The sequence below is a fragment of the Enterobacter sp. MGH 4 genome (genome assembly GCF_000534735.1).
In the GTDB taxonomy this organism is placed as follows: Bacteria; Pseudomonadota; Gammaproteobacteria; order Enterobacterales; family Enterobacteriaceae; genus Enterobacter; species Enterobacter intestinihominis.
Window position 1 is genome coordinate 68,924 of record NZ_KI973289.1, and the last position, 20,387, is coordinate 89,310.

The 20,387-nt window shown below is 55.6% G+C and carries 18 protein-coding genes; 15 read left to right on the top strand and 3 right to left on the bottom strand.

The features are described from left to right. The first annotated feature begins 68 nt into the window (after positions 1–68). From L350_RS21735 to L350_RS21670, 14 genes are all read left to right on the top strand, one after another. Entirely contained in the window at positions 69–2,447 is a 2,379-nt protein-coding gene (locus L350_RS21735; RefSeq protein WP_032623774.1) for a DMSO/selenate family reductase complex A subunit, read from the top strand. Beyond that, complete coding sequence (locus tag L350_RS21730) at positions 2,444–3,073, top strand: DMSO/selenate family reductase complex B subunit (RefSeq protein ID WP_032623776.1); 630 nt, start codon at positions 2,444–2,446, stop codon at positions 3,071–3,073. Before L350_RS21735 ends, L350_RS21730 begins: the two co-directional genes overlap by 4 nt. Further along, complete coding sequence (locus tag L350_RS21725; RefSeq protein ID WP_032623777.1) at positions 3,066–3,845, top strand: dimethyl sulfoxide reductase anchor subunit family protein; 780 nt, start codon at positions 3,066–3,068, stop codon at positions 3,843–3,845. The genes L350_RS21730 and L350_RS21725 overlap by 8 nt, the downstream gene beginning before the upstream one ends. Beyond that, positions 3,845–4,720 (top strand): 4Fe-4S binding protein, encoded by an 876-nt coding sequence (locus tag L350_RS21720; RefSeq protein WP_032623779.1) that lies wholly within the window; start codon positions 3,845–3,847, stop codon positions 4,718–4,720. Before L350_RS21725 ends, L350_RS21720 begins: the two co-directional genes overlap by 1 nt. 124 nt (positions 4,721–4,844) lie before the next feature. Next, positions 4,845–5,276, top strand: coding sequence for a nucleoside-diphosphate kinase (gene ndk, locus L350_RS21715; protein WP_003860625.1), 432 nt, complete (start codon positions 4,845–4,847; stop codon positions 5,274–5,276). 147 nt (positions 5,277–5,423) lie between these two features. Further along, positions 5,424–6,590 (top strand): dual-specificity RNA methyltransferase RlmN, encoded by a 1,167-nt coding sequence (locus L350_RS21710; RefSeq protein ID WP_003860623.1) that lies wholly within the window; start codon positions 5,424–5,426, stop codon positions 6,588–6,590. Between the two features lie 291 nt (positions 6,591–6,881). Continuing rightward, complete coding sequence (gene rodZ, locus L350_RS21705) at positions 6,882–7,892, top strand: cytoskeleton protein RodZ (protein WP_032623780.1); 1,011 nt, start codon at positions 6,882–6,884, stop codon at positions 7,890–7,892. 26 nt (positions 7,893–7,918) lie between these two features. Beyond that, positions 7,919–9,037, top strand: a complete 1,119-nt coding sequence (gene ispG / locus L350_RS21700; RefSeq protein WP_003860619.1) for a flavodoxin-dependent (E)-4-hydroxy-3-methylbut-2-enyl-diphosphate synthase — start codon at positions 7,919–7,921, stop codon at positions 9,035–9,037. Between the two features lie 81 nt (positions 9,038–9,118). After that, positions 9,119–10,393: a histidine--tRNA ligase gene (gene hisS, locus L350_RS21695; RefSeq protein WP_022649001.1), complete on the top strand. Its 1,275-nt coding sequence runs from the start codon at positions 9,119–9,121 to the stop codon at positions 10,391–10,393. A gap of 13 nt (positions 10,394–10,406) precedes the next feature. After that, positions 10,407–11,027, top strand: coding sequence for a YfgM family protein (locus tag L350_RS21690; RefSeq protein WP_032623781.1), 621 nt, complete (start codon positions 10,407–10,409; stop codon positions 11,025–11,027). Between the two features lie 10 nt (positions 11,028–11,037). Further along, positions 11,038–12,216 (top strand): outer membrane protein assembly factor BamB, encoded by a 1,179-nt coding sequence (bamB, locus tag L350_RS21685; RefSeq protein WP_022648999.1) that lies wholly within the window; start codon positions 11,038–11,040, stop codon positions 12,214–12,216. 112 nt (positions 12,217–12,328) lie between these two features. Further along, complete coding sequence (der, locus tag L350_RS21680) at positions 12,329–13,801, top strand: ribosome biogenesis GTPase Der (protein WP_022648998.1); 1,473 nt, start codon at positions 12,329–12,331, stop codon at positions 13,799–13,801. Positions 13,802–14,100: 299 nt separating this feature from the next. Then, entirely contained in the window at positions 14,101–15,642 is a 1,542-nt protein-coding gene (locus L350_RS21675) for a peptide MFS transporter (RefSeq protein WP_023306697.1), read from the top strand. Between the two features lie 58 nt (positions 15,643–15,700). Then, complete coding sequence (locus L350_RS21670; protein ID WP_023300707.1) at positions 15,701–15,922, top strand: zinc ribbon domain-containing protein; 222 nt, start codon at positions 15,701–15,703, stop codon at positions 15,920–15,922. Here the strand turns inward: L350_RS21670 and L350_RS21665 are convergent. From L350_RS21665 to xseA, 3 genes are read right to left on the bottom strand one after another with little or no spacing between them, the layout of a single operon-like run. Continuing rightward, positions 15,919–16,269: a protealysin inhibitor emfourin gene (locus L350_RS21665; protein ID WP_023300706.1), complete on the bottom strand. Its 351-nt coding sequence runs from the start codon at positions 16,267–16,269 to the stop codon at positions 15,919–15,921. The genes L350_RS21670 and L350_RS21665 overlap by 4 nt on opposite strands. Next, the gene (locus L350_RS21660; protein ID WP_032623783.1) at positions 16,270–17,289 is read right to left on the bottom strand and encodes a M4 family metallopeptidase; all 1,020 of its coding nucleotides are present in this window, start codon (positions 17,287–17,289) and stop codon (positions 16,270–16,272) included. Positions 17,290–17,347: 58 nt separating this feature from the next. After that, complete coding sequence (xseA, locus tag L350_RS21655; RefSeq protein ID WP_032623784.1) at positions 17,348–18,721, bottom strand: exodeoxyribonuclease VII large subunit; 1,374 nt, start codon at positions 18,719–18,721, stop codon at positions 17,348–17,350. A gap of 159 nt (positions 18,722–18,880) precedes the next feature. Between xseA and guaB the strand changes: the two genes are divergently transcribed. Then, a complete protein-coding gene (gene guaB / locus L350_RS21650) occupies positions 18,881–20,347 on the top strand; it encodes an IMP dehydrogenase (RefSeq protein WP_003860601.1) in 1,467 nt (488 codons plus the stop codon). Positions 20,348–20,387: the final 40 nt, after the last annotated feature.

The window sequence follows — 20,387 nt, forward strand, 5'->3', positions numbered from 1 at the left end:
GCTTGATAATTATCAATATCCGTTCCTGAAAAAAAACGAGAATGCGTTTTTATTTTAAGGAACGAGCAATGGAAAAAAATAAACATCAGGGAGAGGGGACTATTCCCGCCATATCCCGGCGTCAGTTTATTCAGGCAGGATCGGCGCTCGCCGCTCTGCCTTTTGTCGTCAAAACCGGCAAAGTACAGGCACAGGGCGCGGCGGTTTCAGACACTACGCCTGAAGAAAAAGTGGTGCAAACCTGTAGTACGTTTGACTGCGGCGGCAAGTGTGATATTCGTGCTCACGTCAGTGAGGGCGTTGTGACCCGAATTTCTACGCGTCCGGATAACGCGTTGGATCCGCAAATGCCCGTAATGCGCGCCTGCGTGCGTGGCCGGGCTTATCGGAAATTTGTTTACCATCCCGATCGACTGAAATACCCAATGAAACGTGTAGGGAAACGTGGCGAAGGAAAATTCGAGCGTATTACCTGGGATGAAGCCACCACCCTTATTGCGAATCAATTAAAAACTATTACGCAAAAATACGGTGCGGCTTCACGCTATGTTCATGTGGGCACCGCTGTGTCCGGCGGGACTTTTTCCGGCGATAAAATGGTTCGTCGTCTGCTCAACTTAACCGGCGGCTATCTCGAAAGCTATCACTCTGTCAGTATGGGTAACACGGCGGCAGCAACGCCGTATACCTATGGCACCGCTGCCAGCGGCAGTTCTCTGGACACGCTGCTGGACACCAAACTGGTCATCCTCTGGGGACATAACCCGACGGAAACGATCTTTGGTCACAGCAACCACTTCTACCAGAAGATGAAGCAAAACGGCACTCGCTTTATTGTTGTCGACCCTCGCTATTCCGATACGGTTTCCTCCCTGGCCGATCAGTGGATCCCGCTGCTTCCCACCACGGACAACGCCCTGATGGACGCGATGATGTATGTGATCGTCACGGAGAACCTGCACGATCGCGACTTTATTCAGCGCTACACCCTGGGCTTTGACGAAGACACTATGCCAGAAGGCGTTCCGGCCAATGAATCCCTGATGGCTTACCTTAGCGGCGCAAAAGATGGCGTGGCGAAAACGCCCGAGTGGGCAGAGAAAATCACCCACGTGCCTGCACAAACAATTCGGCAACTGGCGCGCGACTACGCAACCACCAAACCCGCTGCGCTGATCCAGGGCTGGGGACCGCAGCGTCATAACTGCGGCGAGCGCACCGCGCGCGGCTCGACGTTGCTGGCTACGCTCACGGGTAACGTCGGGGTGAAAGGCGGTTGGGCAGCGGGCTATGGCGGCTGCGCAAACCGGAAATTTGCCGCCGGACCAGAAATGCCGGACAACCCGGTCAAAGCCAAAATATCGGTGATGAACTGGGTGCAGGCCGCCGACGATGCCTCTCAGGTCACCGCGGACGTCGGCCTGAAGGATGCCGAAAAGCTGGACAGCAATATCCGCATCCTGTTCTCGCTGGCGGGAAATTATCTGGCTAACCAGAACCCGGATCTTCATCAGGCAACCCGTGTCCTGGAAGACGAGTCGAAAATTGAGTTTATCGTCGCAAGCGATCTGTTTATGACGCCGAGCGCCCGATACGCCGACCTTCTTTTGCCGGAAACCAGCTTTATGGAACGCTGGAATATCGGCGAAACCTGGGGCACGGCAAGCTATCTGATCCTGTCAGAAAAGCTCATTGAACCTGAATTTGAACGCCGTTCAGACTACGACTGGCTGCGGGAGGTCGCCGCTAAGCTTGGCGTCGAACCCGCGTTCAGTGAAGGGCGTGACGAAAAAGCGTGGATTGAGCACATCTGGGAGCAGACGCGTATTTCCATGCCTGACGAAAACCTGCCGGACTTCGCGACGCTACAGAAGACGCGTCAGCACCTTTTCAAAAGCGCGCCGTTCGTCGCCTTTGAAGACAATATTCGCGATCCGCAGAATCATCCGTTCCCGACTCCGTCCGGAAAAATTGAGATCTTCTCGAAGCGTCTGTACGACATGCATCACCCGGAAATTCCGGCGCTGTCGCACTACGTGCCTGCCCATGAAGGGCCGGAAGACGCGCTGGCGAAACGCTTCCCGCTCCAGCTGATTACCTGGAAAGGAAAAAACCGCGCTAACTCCACCCAGTACGCCAACCCGTGGTTAATTGAGGCGCAGCAGCAAAAGCTGTGGATCAACCCGCAGGATGCGCAAAAACGCGGCATTGCGCAGGGAGATACCGTGCGTATTCATAACGCGCGCGGCATTTGCGAGATCCCGGCGGAGGTCACGCCGCGCATCATTCCAGGCGTTGTGGCCATGCAGGCGGGTGCCTGGTGGCAGCCGGACGAGCAGGGTATTGATAAGGGCGGCTGCGCGAACGTGCTCAGTTCCGCACGTATTACCGCGCTTGCGAAAGGGAATTCCCATCAAACCATGCTGGTGGAGGTAGCTAAAGCATGAGTCAGTTTAAACATTACGCACCGGTAAGCGACAAACAGCTGGGTTTTTATATCGACTCTTCTCGCTGCTCGGGCTGCAAAGCATGTCAGGTAGCGTGCAAAGATAAAAACAACCTTGAGGTCGGACGTCGTTTCCGTCGCGTGTACGAAGTTAATGGCGGGAGCTTTATACCGACCGGGCAGGGCGGCGTCAGCAATAACGTTTTTGCCTACACGCTCTCTATCTCCTGTAACCACTGTGCCGACCCAATCTGCACCAAAAACTGTCCGACCACCGCGATGCATAAGCGTCCGGGGGACGGTATTGTGCGCGTAGATACTGATAAGTGCGTCGGCTGCGGCTACTGCGCGTGGTCATGCCCTTACGGCGCGCCACAGCTCAACGAGCAGACCGGGCAGATGTCCAAATGTGATTTCTGCGTGGATCTACAGGCGAAGGGGGAACAGCCTGTCTGTGTGGCAACCTGTCCTCTCGAAGCGATTAAATTCGGGCCGATTGATGAACTGCGGGCGAAGTATGGTGCGGTCTGTGATGTGAAAGGCTTGCCTGAGTCCTCCATCACCAAACCGAACCTGGTGATCAAAGCGCATCAGGGCGCAGAGAAAGAGGGGAAACGTCATGCATGAGTTACCGCTGCTGATTTTTACGCTGTTCCTGCAAGGATCGGTTGGCGTTACGCTGTGGCTGGCCTTCGGAAGCACGCAACGCAGCGTGCTGCTGCCGGCTGCCGGAGCGTTTGTGTTGGCCAGCCTCGGTCTGCTCGCCTCCGCGTTGCACATGGGCTATCCACTTAATGCGTTCAACGCGCTGCGTCACGTATCCAGCTCCTGGCTGAGCCGTGAGATTATCTTTGCCAGTCTTTATCTTGCGGCACTTGGCCTCGCAACGCTGCTGATGTTTGTCAAAAAACCAGGCTGGAAGCCGCTGTTGGTTGTGGCAGGTCTTGTCGGGCTGGTGGATGTGTTCTGCATGGCGCAGATCTACATGCATGCGTCCGTGGTGACGTGGCATCACATTAATACCCTGGTGCTGTTTATCGGTTCGGTGGGAATTATCGGTTCAGCCTGCATGGCCGTTGGGGCACGTTCCCAGACTCGCGTGCGAACGGCGATTGTCATTATCACGCTGCTGGTGATTGCACGTCTGGTGATGCAGCCCGTCTGGCTGGCAGATATTACGGCTATGGACAACACCGTTGTGACGTTCCCACACGCACCGTTACAAATGCTGGAGCAACTGCGAACCGTGCATCTGCTGAGCTGGTGCGTTTCCGTTGCGGGTATGCTGTGCTTTGCTGCGGGCGGCTTAAAAGCGGCGCGAGGCACAATGCTGTTGGGCAGCGCCTTGCTGATTGTGGGTGAGCTGATGCTGCGCTTTGTTTTCTTCAGTATTGGCTGATGGGCAGATTAACCTTTGCCCCGGCGATGGACGTGACGCATGCGTGCGTCCGTCGCCGTTTTCGCCACTCTTCCTGCTGCGCCTGCGCGGACGTCTGTCCCGTACAGGCTTTTTCTTTTACCGACACCGGCGTCTCGGTTGATGACAGCCGCTGTATTGAATGCAGTGACTGCCTGTTTGTCTGCCCCGCTGAAGCCATCACCGGCATCACGCCGCGAAAACGTTTTCTGTGTGGCGATACGCTTGTTGGGCCTTTTACTGACCGTGCGCCAGGGGTGAATGAGCTTCTGCTGTGGCACGCGCAGCACCACGTTCGTTTTATCAGTATCGACGCGGAGCAGAATCCTGACTGGTTGCTGGCGATTGCCCGGCTGAATCTGGCGCTTCGTCGACGTGGTGAAGCAGCGTGGGCGTTTAAACATATACCCGTCAACGAGGTAAATACCGCCCGGCGTGCGCTGATGCACGTTCCCCGTGAGGATGTCCGGGTCTGTTGCGTCGTGCCCGGTCAGCGTGAGCTGCGCAGGGCGTTTTCTGCGTTTAGCGAGGCAGAGATAACTCTCGATACCGAATCCTGCGTACTCTGCGGCGCGTGCTGGCGGAGTTGTACGGAAAACGCGATTCGGTTTGAGAACGCTGAACTGGTCGTGGAAACCGGACGCTGTACGGGGTGTGGCGGCTGCGAAGCGGTATGCCAGCATGCGGCGATAAACGTGACGCAAACAGACGGGACAGCGAAAAGCGTGACCATACCGGCATATGAAGCCGTTTGTTTGACGTGCCACCGTCATTTCTGGTCATTTAGTTCTGATGAAAAGCAGTGTCCGCTCTGTTTTCACCATCAGTACGGCATGCGAAATACGAGCTGTTGCTAATCTTCGTCTCATTTTAAAAAAATGTTATGCATAACCATAGGCAATGGCGCTATTGCTCTTTATAATCCGCGCCACACCATACTCAGGTATGCAAAAACAACAGAACATTTTACAGAGGTTATCAATGGCTATTGAACGTACTTTTTCCATCATCAAACCAAACGCGGTGGCAAAAAACGTTATTGGCAGCATCTTCGCTCGCTTTGAATCAGCAGGGTTTAAGATCGTTGGCACCAAAATGCTGCACCTGACCGTTGAACAGGCTCGCGGTTTCTACGCTGAGCACGAAGGTCGCCCATTCTTTGACGGTCTGGTCGAGTTCATGACTTCTGGCCCAATCGTGGTATCCGTACTGGAAGGCGAAAACGCGGTACAGCGTCACCGCGATCTGCTGGGTGCAACCAACCCGGACAACGCGCTGGCAGGTACTCTGCGCGCTGACTACGCAGACAGCTTCACCGAGAACGGCACCCACGGTTCCGACTCTGTTGAATCTGCTGCGCGCGAAATCGCGTTCTTCTTTGCAGAAGGCGAAGTGTGCCCGCGCACTCGCTAATAATTTCGTAAATGCCGCGTGCAAACGTGGCATCCCTGCGCCAGACTTTGTACAATGCAACGCCCCGGACGAGCAGACTGCTTACCGGGGCGTTTCTTTTCAACCCACCAAGGGCCACAACGTGTAACAACGAGGCCGGAAAAAATTATGTCTGAATTAGTGAATACCTCCGAAGTCGCCATTCCTGCGGTTCCCAATAAAAATGGAAAAATTAACCTGCTGGACCTGAACCGTCAGCAGATGCGCGAGTTCTTTAAAGAGATGGGCGAGAAGCCGTTTCGTGCCGATCAGGTCATGAAATGGATGTACCACTATTGCAGCGACAACTTTGATGACATGACGGACATCAACAAAGTGCTGCGCAATAAGCTTAAAGAAGTGGCGGAAATCCGCGCACCGGAAGTGGTGGAAGAGCAGCGCTCTTCAGATGGCACTATCAAGTGGGCCATTGCCGTTGGCGATCAGCGTGTTGAAACCGTGTATATCCCGGAAGACGATCGCGCCACGCTGTGCGTCTCTTCTCAGGTGGGCTGTGCGCTGGAGTGCAAATTCTGCTCTACGGCGCAGCAGGGCTTTAACCGTAACCTGCGCGTGTCGGAAATCATCGGCCAGGTCTGGCGTGCCGCGAAAATCGTGGGCGCGGCGAAAGTCACCGGTACACGTCCAATCACCAACGTGGTGATGATGGGGATGGGTGAACCGCTGCTCAACCTGACCAACGTCGTTCCGGCGATGGAAATTATGCTCGACGATTTCGGTTTTGGTCTGTCCAAGCGCCGCGTTACGCTCTCTACTTCCGGCGTGGTGCCTGCGCTGGACAAACTGGGCGATATGATTGACGTTGCGCTGGCCATCTCTCTTCACGCGCCAAACGACGCCATCCGTGACGAAATTGTGCCGATCAACAAAAAGTACAATATCGAAACTTTCCTGGCTGGCGTGCGGCGTTACCTGGAGAAATCCAACGCTAACCAGGGCCGCGTGACCATTGAATACGTGATGCTGGATCATGTTAACGACGGTACCGAGCATGCACATGAGCTGGCTGAACTGCTGAAAGATACGCCATGTAAGATCAACCTGATCCCATGGAACCCGTTCCCGGGCGCGCCGTATGGCCGTAGCTCGAACAGCCGTATCGATCGCTTCTCAAAAGTGCTGATGGAGTATGGTTTCACCACCATCGTACGTAAAACGCGTGGCGACGATATCGACGCAGCCTGTGGTCAGCTGGCGGGTGACGTTATTGACCGTACCAAACGTACGCTGCGTAAGCGTATGCAGGGTGAGTCAATCGCGGTTAAAACCGTTTGATTATTATGCAGACACGGCGCATTTTTTGCGCCGTGAAGCATTAATTTACTGAATAACCAGCCACAATCATCACGACTGATTAATAATTACGGTGCGTTTCATACGACTTTCGGGCAGTATGTAACGACGTAACAACAGTTTAGCGTGAAGGCCTGCCAGCGCTGTCATCTGCGGCCCGACAGTCTTATACTGTTTGTTCCAGGTTAACTGACCTAAAGTTTCGCGGTGCGGGTGGCATTGTGACTCACCGGCACCTGAACCCTTATTTTCACGTACCAGTAGTTGTAGCGAATGAATACTGAAGCCACTCACGATCAAAATGCAGCACTCTCCACTGGCGTTCGTCTTCGCAACGCCCGTGAACAACTCGGACTCAGCCAGCAAGCCGTTGCAGAACGCCTGTGCCTGAAGGTTTCCACCGTTCGCGACATTGAAGAAGATAAGGCACCCGCCGATCTGGCTTCAACGTTTCTGCGCGGTTATATCCGTTCTTACGCCAAACTGGTTCATATTCCTGAAGACGAATTACTGCCGATGATGGAGAAGCAGGCGCCTGTGCGTGCGGCAAAAGTTGCGCCGATGCAGAGCTTCTCTCTGGGCAAACGTCGTAAAAAACGCGATGGCTGGCTGATGAGCTTTACCTGGCTGGTCCTGTTCGTGGTTGTCGGCCTGACGGGCGCATGGTGGTGGCAAAACCACAAAGCGCAACAGGAAGAGATCACCACCATGGCCGATCAGTCCTCCGCTGAGCTTAATCAGTCTGGTACTAACGGCGCGCAAAGCGTGCCGCTGAGCACCGAAGGGGCTGCGACCTCCAGCGAACCTCAGTCGGCAGCAACCAGCACGCCTGCAACCGAGCCAGCGGCGACGCCAGAAGCGACGGCGAATACCGCACCGGCCACCCAGGCCCAGGATCAGAACGCGGTCGTATCACCTTCTCAGGCCAATGTTGATACCGCCCCTGCGGCAACGGCACCGGCAGATAACACCGCGGCGTCACTGCCAACTGACCCGGCGGGTACGGCGGCACCTGCCGTTGACCCGAATGCGCTGGTGATGAATTTCACGGCTGATTGCTGGCTGGAAGTGACTGACGCGACAGGTAAAAAGCTGTTCAGCGGCCTGCAACGTAAAGATGGCACGTTAAATCTAACGGGCCAGGCACCATACAAGCTTAAAATCGGCGCACCGGCAGCGGTACAGATCCAGTATCAAGGAAAACCTGTCGATCTGAGCCGCTTTATCAGAACTAACCAGGTTGCGCGTCTTACCGTTAATGCCGAACAATCAGCAGCACAGTAACAGACGGGCAATGCGGGAGATTTTACATGCATAACCAGGCTCCTATTCAACGTAGAAAATCGAAACGGATTTACGTTGGGAACGTGCCAATCGGCGATGGGGCGCCTATCGCCGTCCAGTCGATGACCAATACGCGTACTACGGATGTAGAAGCGACGGTTAATCAAATCAAAGCATTAGAACGCGTCGGCGCGGACATTGTTCGCGTCTCAGTGCCGACCATGGACGCCGCTGAGGCGTTCAAACTGATCAAGCAGCAGGTGAGCGTTCCGCTGGTTGCCGATATTCACTTCGATTACCGTATCGCGCTGAAAGTCGCTGAATACGGTGTCGATTGTCTGCGTATTAACCCAGGCAACATCGGCAACGAAGAGCGCATTCGCATGGTGGTTGACTGCGCCCGCGACAAAAACATTCCAATCCGTATCGGCGTAAACGCTGGCTCTCTGGAAAAAGATCTCCAGGAAAAGTACGGTGAGCCGACGCCGCAGGCGCTGCTCGAATCCGCCATGCGTCACGTCGATCATCTGGATCGCCTTAACTTCGATCAGTTCAAAGTGAGCGTGAAAGCGTCTGACGTCTTCCTGGCCGTTGAATCGTATCGTCTGCTGGCAAAACAGATCGATCAGCCGCTGCACCTTGGCATCACCGAGGCGGGCGGTCTGCGCAGCGGTTCGGTAAAATCGGCAATTGGTCTCGGCCTGCTGCTCTCTGAAGGCATCGGTGACACGTTACGCGTCTCCCTGGCCGCCGATCCGGTGGAAGAGATCAAAGTCGGTTTCGACATCCTGAAATCACTGCGTATCCGCGCGCGTGGGATCAACTTCATCGCCTGCCCAACCTGTTCACGTCAGGAGTTTGACGTGATCGGCACCGTGAATGCCCTGGAGCAGCGTCTGGAAGACATCATCACCCCGATGGACGTTTCCATCATCGGCTGCGTGGTGAACGGTCCGGGTGAAGCGCTGGTGTCCACGCTGGGCGTTACCGGCGGTAACAAGAAAAGTGGTCTCTATGAAGATGGCGTTCGTAAAGATCGTCTGGATAATAGTGATATGATCGACCAGCTCGAAGCCCGCATTCGCGCAAAAGCGACGATGATGGACGAAGCGCAGCGTATCAGCGTTCAGCAGGTTGAAAAATAACGTGATGGGAAGCAGGCTGCTTCCCATGTATGATTGAACCCATTCTTTGGGTTCTTTTTTGTATATAGAAAGAGAATAAACGTGGCAAAAAACATTCAAGCCATCCGCGGCATGAACGATTATCTGCCTGGCGAAACCGCCATCTGGCAGCGCATTGAAGGCACACTGAAGCAGGTGCTCGGCAGCTACGGTTACAGCGAAATTCGTTTGCCGATTGTAGAGCAGACCCCGTTATTCAAACGCGCGATCGGCGAAGTAACCGACGTGGTTGAAAAAGAGATGTATACCTTTGAGGACCGCAACGGCGACAGCCTGACCCTGCGTCCTGAGGGGACGGCGGGTTGCGTACGCGCCGGCATCGAACATGGTCTCCTGTACAATCAGGAGCAGCGCCTGTGGTATATCGGCCCGATGTTCCGCCACGAACGTCCGCAAAAAGGCCGCTACCGTCAGTTCAACCAGCTTGGCGTGGAAGTGTTTGGTCTGCAAGGACCAGATATCGATGCCGAACTGATTATGCTGACTGCCCGCTGGTGGCGTGCGCTCGGTATTTCTGAGCACGTTTCCCTGGAGCTGAACTCTATCGGTTCTCTGGAAGCGCGTGCGAACTATCGCGATGCGCTGGTGGCGTTCCTGGAACAACACAAAGAGAAGCTCGACGAAGACTGTAAACGTCGTATGTACAGCAACCCGCTGCGCGTACTCGATTCCAAAAATCCTGACGTACAGGCGCTGCTGAACGATGCGCCAGCGCTGGGTGACTACCTGGATGAGGATTCCCGCGAACACTTTGCTGGCCTGTGCAAGCTGCTTGAAGCGGCGGGCATTGCTTATACCGTTAACCAGCGTCTGGTGCGCGGTCTGGACTACTACAACCGCACCGTATTTGAGTGGGTCACCACCAGCCTCGGTTCGCAGGGCACCGTCTGTGCTGGCGGTCGTTATGACGGACTGGTCGAGCAACTGGGTGGTCGCGCAGCACCGGCTGTAGGCTTCGCGATGGGCCTTGAGCGACTTGTTTTGCTGGTTCAGGCAGTTAATCCGGAATTTAAAGCCGATCCTGTTGTCGATATATACCTGGTGGCCTCAGGTGCGGATACGCAGTCTGCGGCGATGCAGCTTGCCGAACGCGTGCGCGATGCGCTGCCGGACGTAAAGCTGATGACCAACCACGGCGGCGGCAACTTTAAAAAACAGTTTGCTCGTGCCGATAAGTGGGGCGCAAGTATTGCACTGGTGCTGGGTGAGTCCGAAGTGGCCAACGGCGAAGTGGTGGTTAAAGACCTGCGCTCTGGTGAGCAAACTACGGTAACGCAGGATGGCGTTGCGGCGCACTTGCGCACTCTATTGGGCTAAGGAGAAGGACTGCGTGGAAATGTACGAGAACGAACACGACCAGGTTGATGCGGTTAAACGCTTCTTTGCTGAAAACGGCAAGGCACTGGTTGTAGGGGTTATTTTAGGTGTTGGTGCGCTGGTTGGCTGGCGTTACTGGAACAATCATCAGGCTGACTCTGCTCGCGGTTCATCCCTGAACTACGAAAACACCGTTAGCGCAATCCGTGCCGATCAGCCGCAAACGCTGACGGCTGCGGAGAAATTTGCCGCTGACAACAAAAACACCTACGGTGCGCTGGCTGCGCTGGAAGTGGCTCAGCAGTATGTTGATAAAAACGAACTGGACAAAGCCGCTGCGCAACTGTCTCAGGGGCTTGCTGCTGCCAGTGACGAAAATCTGAAAGCGGTGATCAATCTGCGCCTGGCACGTATTCAGGTTCAGCAGAAAAAAGCCGACGACGCGCTGAAAACGCTTGATACCATCAAAGGTGATGGCTTTGCCGCTATTGTCGCCGAACTTCGCGGTGAAGCACTGCTGAGTAAGGGTGATAAAGCGGGCGCGCGTAAAGCGTGGCAAGCTGGCGTGGATAGTAAAGCTTCACCTGCGCTGAGCGAAATGATGCAGATGAAAATAAATAATTTGTCCGTCTGAGAGGGACCCAATGCAATTGCGTAAATTACTTCTGCCAGGACTGCTTTCTGTTACGTTATTGAGTGGTTGTTCACTGTTCAGTGGCGAAGAAGACGTTGTCAAAATGTCCCCGCTACCGACGGTTGAAAACCAGTTCACTCCGTCCACCGCCTGGGACACCTCCGTGGGTGATGGTATTGGCGATTTTTATTCCAACCTGCACCCGGCATTTGCTGACGGCGTGGTCTATGCGGCCGATCGCAAAGGCACCGTTAAAGCGCTGAACGCTGATGACGGAAAAGAAGTGTGGTCCATTAACCTGGCGGAAAAAGACGGCTGGTTCTCCCGTAAACCTGCGCTGCTTTCTGGCGGCCTGACCGTTGCCGGCGGTCACGTGTATGTGGGCAGCGAAAAAGCGCAGGTTTACGCGCTGAATGCCAGCGACGGTTCGGTTGCATGGCAGACCAGCGTTGCCGGTGAATCCTTGTCACGTCCGGTTGTCAGCGACGGCCTGGTGTTGATCCATACCAGCAACGGCCAGTTGCAGGCGCTGAACGAAGCCGATGGTCTGGTAAAATGGACGGTTAACCTGGATATGCCAGCGCTGTCTCTGCGTGGTGAATCTGCTCCGGCGACTGCATTTGGCGCCGCCATTGTGGGTGGTGACAACGGTCGTGTCAGCGCAGTACTGATGCAGCAGGGCCAGATGATCTGGCAGCAGCGTATTTCCCAGGCGACCGGTTCAACTGAAATCGACCGTCTGAGTGATGTGGACACCACGCCGGTCATCGTTGACGGTGTGGTTTACGCGCTGGCGTATAACGGCAACCTGACGGCGCTGGACCTGCGTAGCGGCCAGATCATGTGGAAACGTGAGCTGGGTTCCGTGAACGATTTCATTGTCGACGGCAACCGTATTTATATGGTGGATCAGAACGACCGTCTGCTGGCGCTGAGCACCGAAGGTGGCGTGACGCTGTGGACGCAGAGCGATCTGCTGCACCGTCTGCTGACCGCACCGGCACTGTATAACGGCAGCCTGGTGGTGGGCGACAGTGAAGGCTATATGCACTGGATCGATCCAGAGAATGGCCGCTTCGTGGCGCAGCAGAAAGTGGACGGCTCAGGCTTCCTGACCGACCCGGTTGTGGCTGACGGTAAACTGCTGATTCAGGCAAAAGACGGCACGCTGTACGCGATCACGCGTTAATTACACGGCGGTTGTAGTATACTAAACGGCTCCTGTTCACTCAGGAGCCGTTTTGACATTTTTAAAAACGCTGCGAAAGCGACGTTATTTTGAATTTTATGAGGCTTCAAACATGGTACCTGTGGTCGCGCTTGTCGGGCGCCCTAACGTTGGAAAATCCACTCTTTTTAACCGTTTAACACGCACCCGTGATGCGCTGGTTGCGGATTTCCCGGGGCTGACGCGTGACCGTAAGTACGGTCGTGCAGAGGTGGAAGGACGCGAGTTCATCTGTATCGATACCGGGGGTATTGACGGTACGGAAGACGGCGTAGAAACCCGCATGGCAGAGCAATCTCTGCTGGCTATCGAAGAAGCGGATGTGGTTCTGTTTATGGTGGATGCGCGCGCTGGCCTGATGCCCGCGGACTCCGCTATCGCTAAACATCTGCGTTCACGCGAAAAGCCAACCTTCCTGGTGGCGAACAAAACTGACGGCATTGATGCCGATCAGGCCGTTGCGGATTTCTGGTCTTTAGGTCTGGGTGATATTTATCCTATCGCGGCCTCGCATGGCCGTGGCGTCACCAGCCTGCTGGAAACCGTTCTGCTGCCGTGGGTTGATGAAGTAAACCCGCCGGAAGAGGTGGACGAAGACGCCGAATACTGGGCACAGTTTGAAGCCGGAGAGGAAGGCGAGGAAGAGCCGGAAGATGACTTCAACCCGCAGGATCTGCCGATTAAGCTGGCTATCGTTGGTCGCCCAAACGTAGGTAAGTCTACGCTTACTAACCGTATTCTGGGCGAAGAGCGCGTGGTGGTTTACGACATGCCAGGCACAACGCGTGACAGCATTTACATTCCAATGCAGCGCGATGAACGTGAGTACGTACTTATCGACACTGCAGGGGTGCGTAAGCGCGGGAAAATCACCGATGTAGTGGAAAAATTCTCGGTGATCAAAACCCTTCAGGCGATTGAAGACGCCAACGTGGTGCTGCTGGTTATTGACGCACGTGAAGGTATCTCCGATCAGGATCTCTCTCTGCTCGGCTTTATCCTTAATAGTGGGCGCTCACTGGTTATCGTCGTCAACAAGTGGGATGGTCTGAGCAATGAAGTACGCGAACAGGTGAAAGAGACGCTGGACTTCCGTCTGGGCTTTATCGACTTTGCCCGCGTTCACTTCATCTCTGCCCTGCACGGCAGCGGCGTAGGCAACCTGTTCGAATCCGTTCGTGAAGCCTATGACAGCTCTACCCGCCGCCAGAGCACAGCGATGCTGACCCGTATCATGAACATGGCAGCAGAAGATCACCAGCCGCCGCTGGTGCGTGGCCGTCGCGTGAAGCTGAAATATGCCCACGCCGGGGGGTATAACCCGCCTATCGTGGTGATCCACGGTAACCAGGTGAAAGACCTGCCGGACTCCTACAAACGCTACCTGATGAACTACTTCCGTAAGTCGCTGGACGTGATGGGTACGCCTATCCGTATTCAGTTCAAGGAAGGGGAAAACCCGTTTGCGAATAAACGTAATACCCTGACGCCGAACCAGATGCGTAAGCGTAAGCGTTTGATTAAGCACATTAAGAAAAGCAAATAATTCTTACCGAACTCACTAAAACCCGCGCCTGTCGCGGGTTTTTTTCGCTCATTCAAAAGGTCTGCCTTCCCTGTGTGATGTCAATCACTATTCGCTTTTAACCATGTTTATATCTAAGAAAGTAGACAATCGTCGAATTTTCATCTTAAAGTCCAGGGTTCGGTACTAGACAAAACTAGCGCCTGGTTATCAAATGGTTAACCAACATTTCGCCGCATGTAAAAAATCGATCGGATACGTAACCGTTCGGCGTACATGCTGGTGTTTACAAGCACGACACATACCTTTTCGGGAGAATTATGCAATCCTCTGTTAATCAAAAAGAGAGCCGAACCTTCTTCGGCCATCCTTATCCGCTCGGTTCGCTGTTCTTCACCGAGATGTGGGAGCGTTTCTCGTTTTACGGTATTCGCCCGCTATTGATCCTGTTTATGGCCGCCACCGTGTACGACGGGGGGATGGGCCTGGCGCGTGAAAACGCCTCGGCGATTGTCGGCATCTTCGCGGGCACCATGTACCTCGCCGCACTGCCGGGCGGCTGGCTGGCGGATAACTGGCTCGGCCAGCAGCGGGCCGTCTGGTACGGTTCGATTTTGATTGCGCTTGGGCACCTGTCGATTGCCCTGTCGGCCATTATGGGCGACAACCTGTTCTTCATCGGCCTGATGTTCATCGTGCTCGGCTCCGGCCTGTTCAAGACCTGTATCTCGGTCATGGTCGGTACCCTCTACAAAAAGGGCGATGCGCGTCGTGACGGCGGTTTCTCGCTGTTCTATATGGGCATCAACATGGGCTCGTTCATTGCTCCTCTGATTTCCGGCTGGCTGATTAAAACCCACGGCTGGCACTGGGGCTTTGGTATCGGCGGTATCGGGATGCTGGTCGCCCTGATTATCTTCCGCGTGTTTGCCGTTCCGGCCATGAAGCGCTACGACAGCGAAGTCGGTCTGGACTCCACCTGGAACAGTCCAGTAGTGAAACGTAACGGCGTGGGTGCCTGGCTGCTGGCGCTGGCTGTGGGTGTTGCAATCATCGTCACGTTGATTGCCCAGGGCGTGATTGTGATTAATCCGGTCGCGGTGGCCAGCGTGCTGGTATATGTGATTGCCGCCTCCGTCGCGCTCTACTTCATCTACCTGTTCATCTTCGCCGGGCTGAATCGCAAAGAGCGCGCAAGGCTGCTGGTATGCTTTATTCTGCTGGTCTCCGCCGCGTTCTTCTGGTCCGCGTTCGAGCAGAAGCCAACCTCTTTCAACCTGTTCGCCAACGACTACACTAACCGCATGATCGGTGATTTTGAGATCCCGGCGGTGTGGTTCCAGTCGATTAATGCCCTGTTCATCATTCTGCTGGCACCGGTATTTAGCTGGGCATGGCCGAAGCTGGCGAGCAATAATATTCGCCCGAGCAGTATCACCAAGTTCGTGATCGGTATTTTGTGCGCGGCGGCGGGCTTCGGCCTGATGATGCTGGCGGCACAGAACGTGCTGAGCAACGGTGGAGCAGGGGTTTCTCCGTTCTGGCTGGTAGGCAGTATCCTGATGCTGACGCTCGGGGAACTGTGCCTGAGTCCGATTGGTCTGGCAACCATGACCCTGCTGGCGCCGGAAAGAATGCGCGGTCAGATGATGGGCCTGTGGTTCTGCGCCAGTGCGCTGGGTAACCTGGCTGCGGGCCTGATTGGTGGTCACGTGAAGGCCGACCAGCTGGATATGCTGCCAGACCTCTTTGCCCGTTGCTCCATCGCGCTGTTGATTTGTGCTGCGGTGCTGATCGTCCTCATTGTTCCGGTGCGTCGCATGCTGGAAAATGTGCAGACAAAACCGGCTACCGAAGCCTGATACTATTCAGCCTGCCGGGGCAGTTATCCAGCCCCGGCCCACCTCAACAGGAGAGAGCATGTCGATAACCTGTCCGGATTGCCACGCAGCGCTCGAGCCGCAAAACGGTATCGCGCACTGCGACAGCTGCAATAACGATATTCCCCTCGAAGCGCGCTGCCCTGATTGCCATCAACCGCTTCAGGTACTCAAGGCCTGCGGTGCGGTGGATTACTTTTGCCAGAACGGCCACGGTCTTATCTCTAAAAAACGCGTGGAGTTTGTTCGGGCTGAAGGTTAATCGCACACGCAGCCTTCACCTTTCTGCCACAGTTCCACCAGCGACTCGGGTGCTTCCTGCTCGGGTACCAGCACGATGATATCGGCGTAGTGCGCCTGATTTTGGCCGGTCCAGATAATCTGGATGCGGAAATAGCGCTGGTCACCTCTGCCGGGGGAAGAGGCTTGCCCGGGCGGCTGGCCGCGCGGGAAAGCCTGCTCCAGAATGCTCACCAGGCGCTGGCGCTGGGCCTCATTAAGCGAGGAGAGCGCAATGGTGCGCTGGCCGCTCAGCTTAGGGATAAAAGCGACACCGCCTTCCCGGGCCAGCTCAACCACGGCGTCATCCGTCAGTTCCGGAACCTGCATTTACAGCACTCCTACCTGTTCCCAGGCTTGTTTTATAGCCGCCCCAACGTCGCTACCAGAGCGTTTCTCGCCGTGCGCTATCGTCAGTTTTGCAAAGGCATCAAAATCCGCATCCTGCGCCAGGTTGCGATCGCAAACCGTGTCGTACCAGGCATAACCCGCTTTTTCCCAGGCGTAGCCACCGATCGCCGTTGCGGCCAGGTAAAACGCGCGGTTGGGGATACCGGAGTTAAGGTGTACGCCGCCGTTATCCTCGCGCGTTTTGATGAAATCTTTCATATGCCCGGGCTGCGGATCTTTACCGAGCAGCGGATCGTTATAGGCCGTGCCGGGTTCAGACATGGAGCGAAGCCCTTTCCCGTTGATACCCTCCGCCAGCAGCCCTTCACCAATCAGCCAGTCTGCCCGATCGGCGGTTTGCTTAAGATGGTATTGCTTCACCAGCGAACCGAACACGTCGGATAACGACTCGTTCAGCGCGCCCGATTGTTCAAAGTAGATGAGTCCGGCTTCGGTCTCCGTCACGCCGTGGCTAAGCTCATGCGCTACCACGTCGATGGCAATGGTAAAGCGGTTGAAGATTTCCCCGTCGCCATCGCCAAAGACCATCTGCTGGCCGTTCCAGAAGGCGTTTTGATACTCACGGCCATAGTGCACGGTGCCGGTGAGGATCAGCCCTTTGTTATCGAGCGAATCGCGCTGATATTCCTTCCAGAAGAAATCATGGGTAATACCCAGATAATCGTACGCTTCATCCACCGCCACATCTCCGTTGGAGGGCTGGCCTTCATAGCGTACCTGGGTACCCGGCAGCTCCTGGGTCTGTTTCGCATCGTAGATGTCACGCTCAAGCTGACCGGCTTTATTCACATGCGGCGCGGCGGGTTTGCCCGGCATATGGGCCATCAGCGTCTGGACGTGGGTTAAGGTCTGACGGGCGCAGCGCTGCTGCGGCTCAGAACCGCTTTCGATAATACGGCGAAGAATATACGGAGGGATGACGCTATGTAGATGGGGCATGCTGCTCTCCTTATTAAAAAAGGCAATAGCAGCAGTATAGTTTGTAACCGGCGAAGATTTATCCGCTTTTACGCTGACGCGTTTTTTTCACCGGTTTGATCTCTTTCACTTCACTCTCGACCCAGCCGTCAGAAAGCCGGGTGGTGAGCACATCCCCTGCTTTAACCTGCTTCGTCTGCTTCAGCACTTTGCCGTCCGTCGCGGTGGTCACGCTATAGCCGCGGGCCAACGTGGAGAGTGGGCTGACGGCTTCCAGATGGGTGACCGCATTGCCAAAACGCTCGCGGGTGGCGCTCAGGCGTGAGCGGATATTTTCCGCAAGGCGATACTCAAGCTGCTGGATCCGCGTTTGTGCGCGATAAATCTTTGGCTGCGGATTCTGCTGGTTCAGACGCTGAGTCGTGCGCTGCTGGCGCGATATCGCTTTCTTAAGCTGGTTATCCAGCGTGAAGTTCATCCGCTGACGCAGACGCTCCAGTACGGTTTGCTGACGCGCCAGACGCAATTGCGGATGCTGCTGTTGCAGACGATGATGAAGCTGGGTAAAGCGGCGGGTACGGTTGGCGAGGAAGTAGTCCATCGCCATCTCCAGGCGCTGCTGCCCGTTCTGGATCTGGCGCAGCAGCTCCTGCTGATTACGGCTGACCACCTCTGCCGCCGCGGACGGCGTGGGCGCGCGTAAATCCGCGACAAAATCGGCTATCGTCACATCCGTTTCATGGCCGACGGCGCTCACCACAGGGATAAGGCTGGCAAAGATTGCCCGCGCCACGCGCTCGTCGTTAAAGCTCCACAGGTCTTCCAGCGAGCCGCCGCCGCGCCCGACGATCAGGACATCGCACTCCTGACGCGCATTCGCCAGCTCAATCGCGCGCACGATCTGCCCCGGCGCATCGTCACCCTGAACGGCAGTTGGGTAGATAATGACGGGCAGGGAAGGGTCACGGCGCTTCAGGACGTGCAAAATATCGTGCAGCGCCGCGCCGGTTTTCGAGGTGATAACTCCAACACAGTGGGCAGGTGAGGGCAGGGGCTTTTTAAACTGCTGGTCAAACAATCCCTCAGCCGAAAGCATGGCTTTTAACTGCTCGTACTTCTGCTGCAACAAGCCTTCACCGGCGGGCTGCATGCTCTCGACGATAATCTGATAATCGCCGCGCGGCTCATACAGGGTAATGTTGGCGCGAACCAGAACCTGCTGGCCATGCTGAGGGCGGAACGTCACGCGACGATTGCTGTTGCGGAACATCGCGCAGCGCACCTGAGCGGTGTCGTCTTTTAGCGTAAAGTACCAGTGACCGGAAGCAGGCTGCGTGAAGTTAGAGATTTCACCGCTGATCCAGACCTGTCCCATTTCCTGCTCAAGCAGCAAACGCACCGTCTGATTAAGGCGGCTGACAGTATAAATTGAGGGGGATTGAGAGGATAACATGTGAGCGGGATCAAATTCTAAATCAGCAAGTTATTCAGTCGATAGTAACCTGCTGAGAGGCGATCGCAAGCATTTTTTTCAAAAAAGTGTAGATGCAATCGGTTACGCTCTGTATAATGCCACGGCAATATTTAACCACCCAGGTCAGAGATATTGCCCATGCTACGTATCGCTAAAGAAGCACTGACGTTTGACGACGTCCTCCTCGTTCCCGCTCATTCCACCGTTCTGCCGAATACTGCCGACCTCAGCACGCAGTTGACGAAAACCATTCGTCTGAACATTCCTATGCTCTCCGCAGCAATGGACACCGTGACTGAAGCGCGTCTGGCTATCGCTTTGGCACAGGAAGGCGGCATTGGCTTTATCCACAAAAACATGTCTATCGAGCGTCAGGCGGAAGAAGTTCGCCGCGTGAAGAAACATGAATCCGGTATCGTGTCCGATCCTCAGACCGTTCTGCCAACCACCACCCTGCACGAAGTGAAAGCGCTAACCGAGCGTAACGGCTTTGCAGGTTACCCGGTTGTGACCGAAGACAACGAGCTGGTGGGCATCATCACCGGTCGTGATGTGCGTTTCGTGACTGACCTGAACCAGCCTGTCAGCGTCTATATGACACCAAAAGAGCGCCTGGTGACCGTTCGCGAAGGCGAAACCCGCGACGTGGTGCTGGCGAAAATGCACGAAAAACGCGTTGAGAAAGCGCTGGTTGTGGATGCGAACTTCCACCTGCGTGGTATGATCACCGTTAAAGATTTCCAGAAAGCAGAACGTAAACCGAACGCCTGTAAAGACGAGCATGGCCGTCTGCGCGTCGGCGCTGCGGTTGGCGCGGGCGCAGGTAACGAAGAGCGCGTTGACGCGCTGGTTGCCGCGGGCGTTGACGTGCTGCTGATTGACTCCTCACATGGCCACTCCGAAGGCGTTCTGCAACGTATTCGTGAAACCCGTGCTAAATACCCGGATCTCCAGATCATCGGCGGTAACGTGGCTACGGGCGCAGGTGCTCGCGCGCTGGCGGAAGCCGGTTGCAGCGCGGTGAAAGTAGGTATCGGTCCAGGCTCTATCTGTACTACCCGTATTGTCACCGGCGTGGGCGTTCCGCAGATCACCGCGGTGTCTGACGCGGTTGAAGCGCTGGAAGGCACCGGTATTCCGGTTATCGCGGACGGCGGTATCCGCTTCTCTGGCGACATCGCCAAAGCGATCGCCGCAGGTGCCGCAGCCGTGATGGTGGGCTCCATGCTGGCCGGTACCGAAGAATCCCCGGGCGAAATCGAACTCTACCAGGGCCGTTCTTACAAATCCTACCGCGGTATGGGCTCCCTGGGCGCGATGTCCAAAGGTTCCTCCGACCGTTACTTCCAGACCGATAACGCCGCTGACAAACTGGTACCGGAAGGCATCGAAGGCCGCGTGGCCTATAAAGGCCGTCTGAAAGAGATCATCCACCAGCAGATGGGCGGCCTGCGTTCCTGTATGGGGCTGACCGGCTGTGGTACCATTGACCTGCTGCGTACCAAAGCGGAATTCGTACGCATCAGCGGTGCGGGTATCCAGGAGAGCCACGTGCACGACGTGACGATCACCAAAGAGTCCCCGAACTACCGTCTGGGATCATGATTTTCTTCGCCCGACCTCGTGTCGGGCGATTTATTTAATC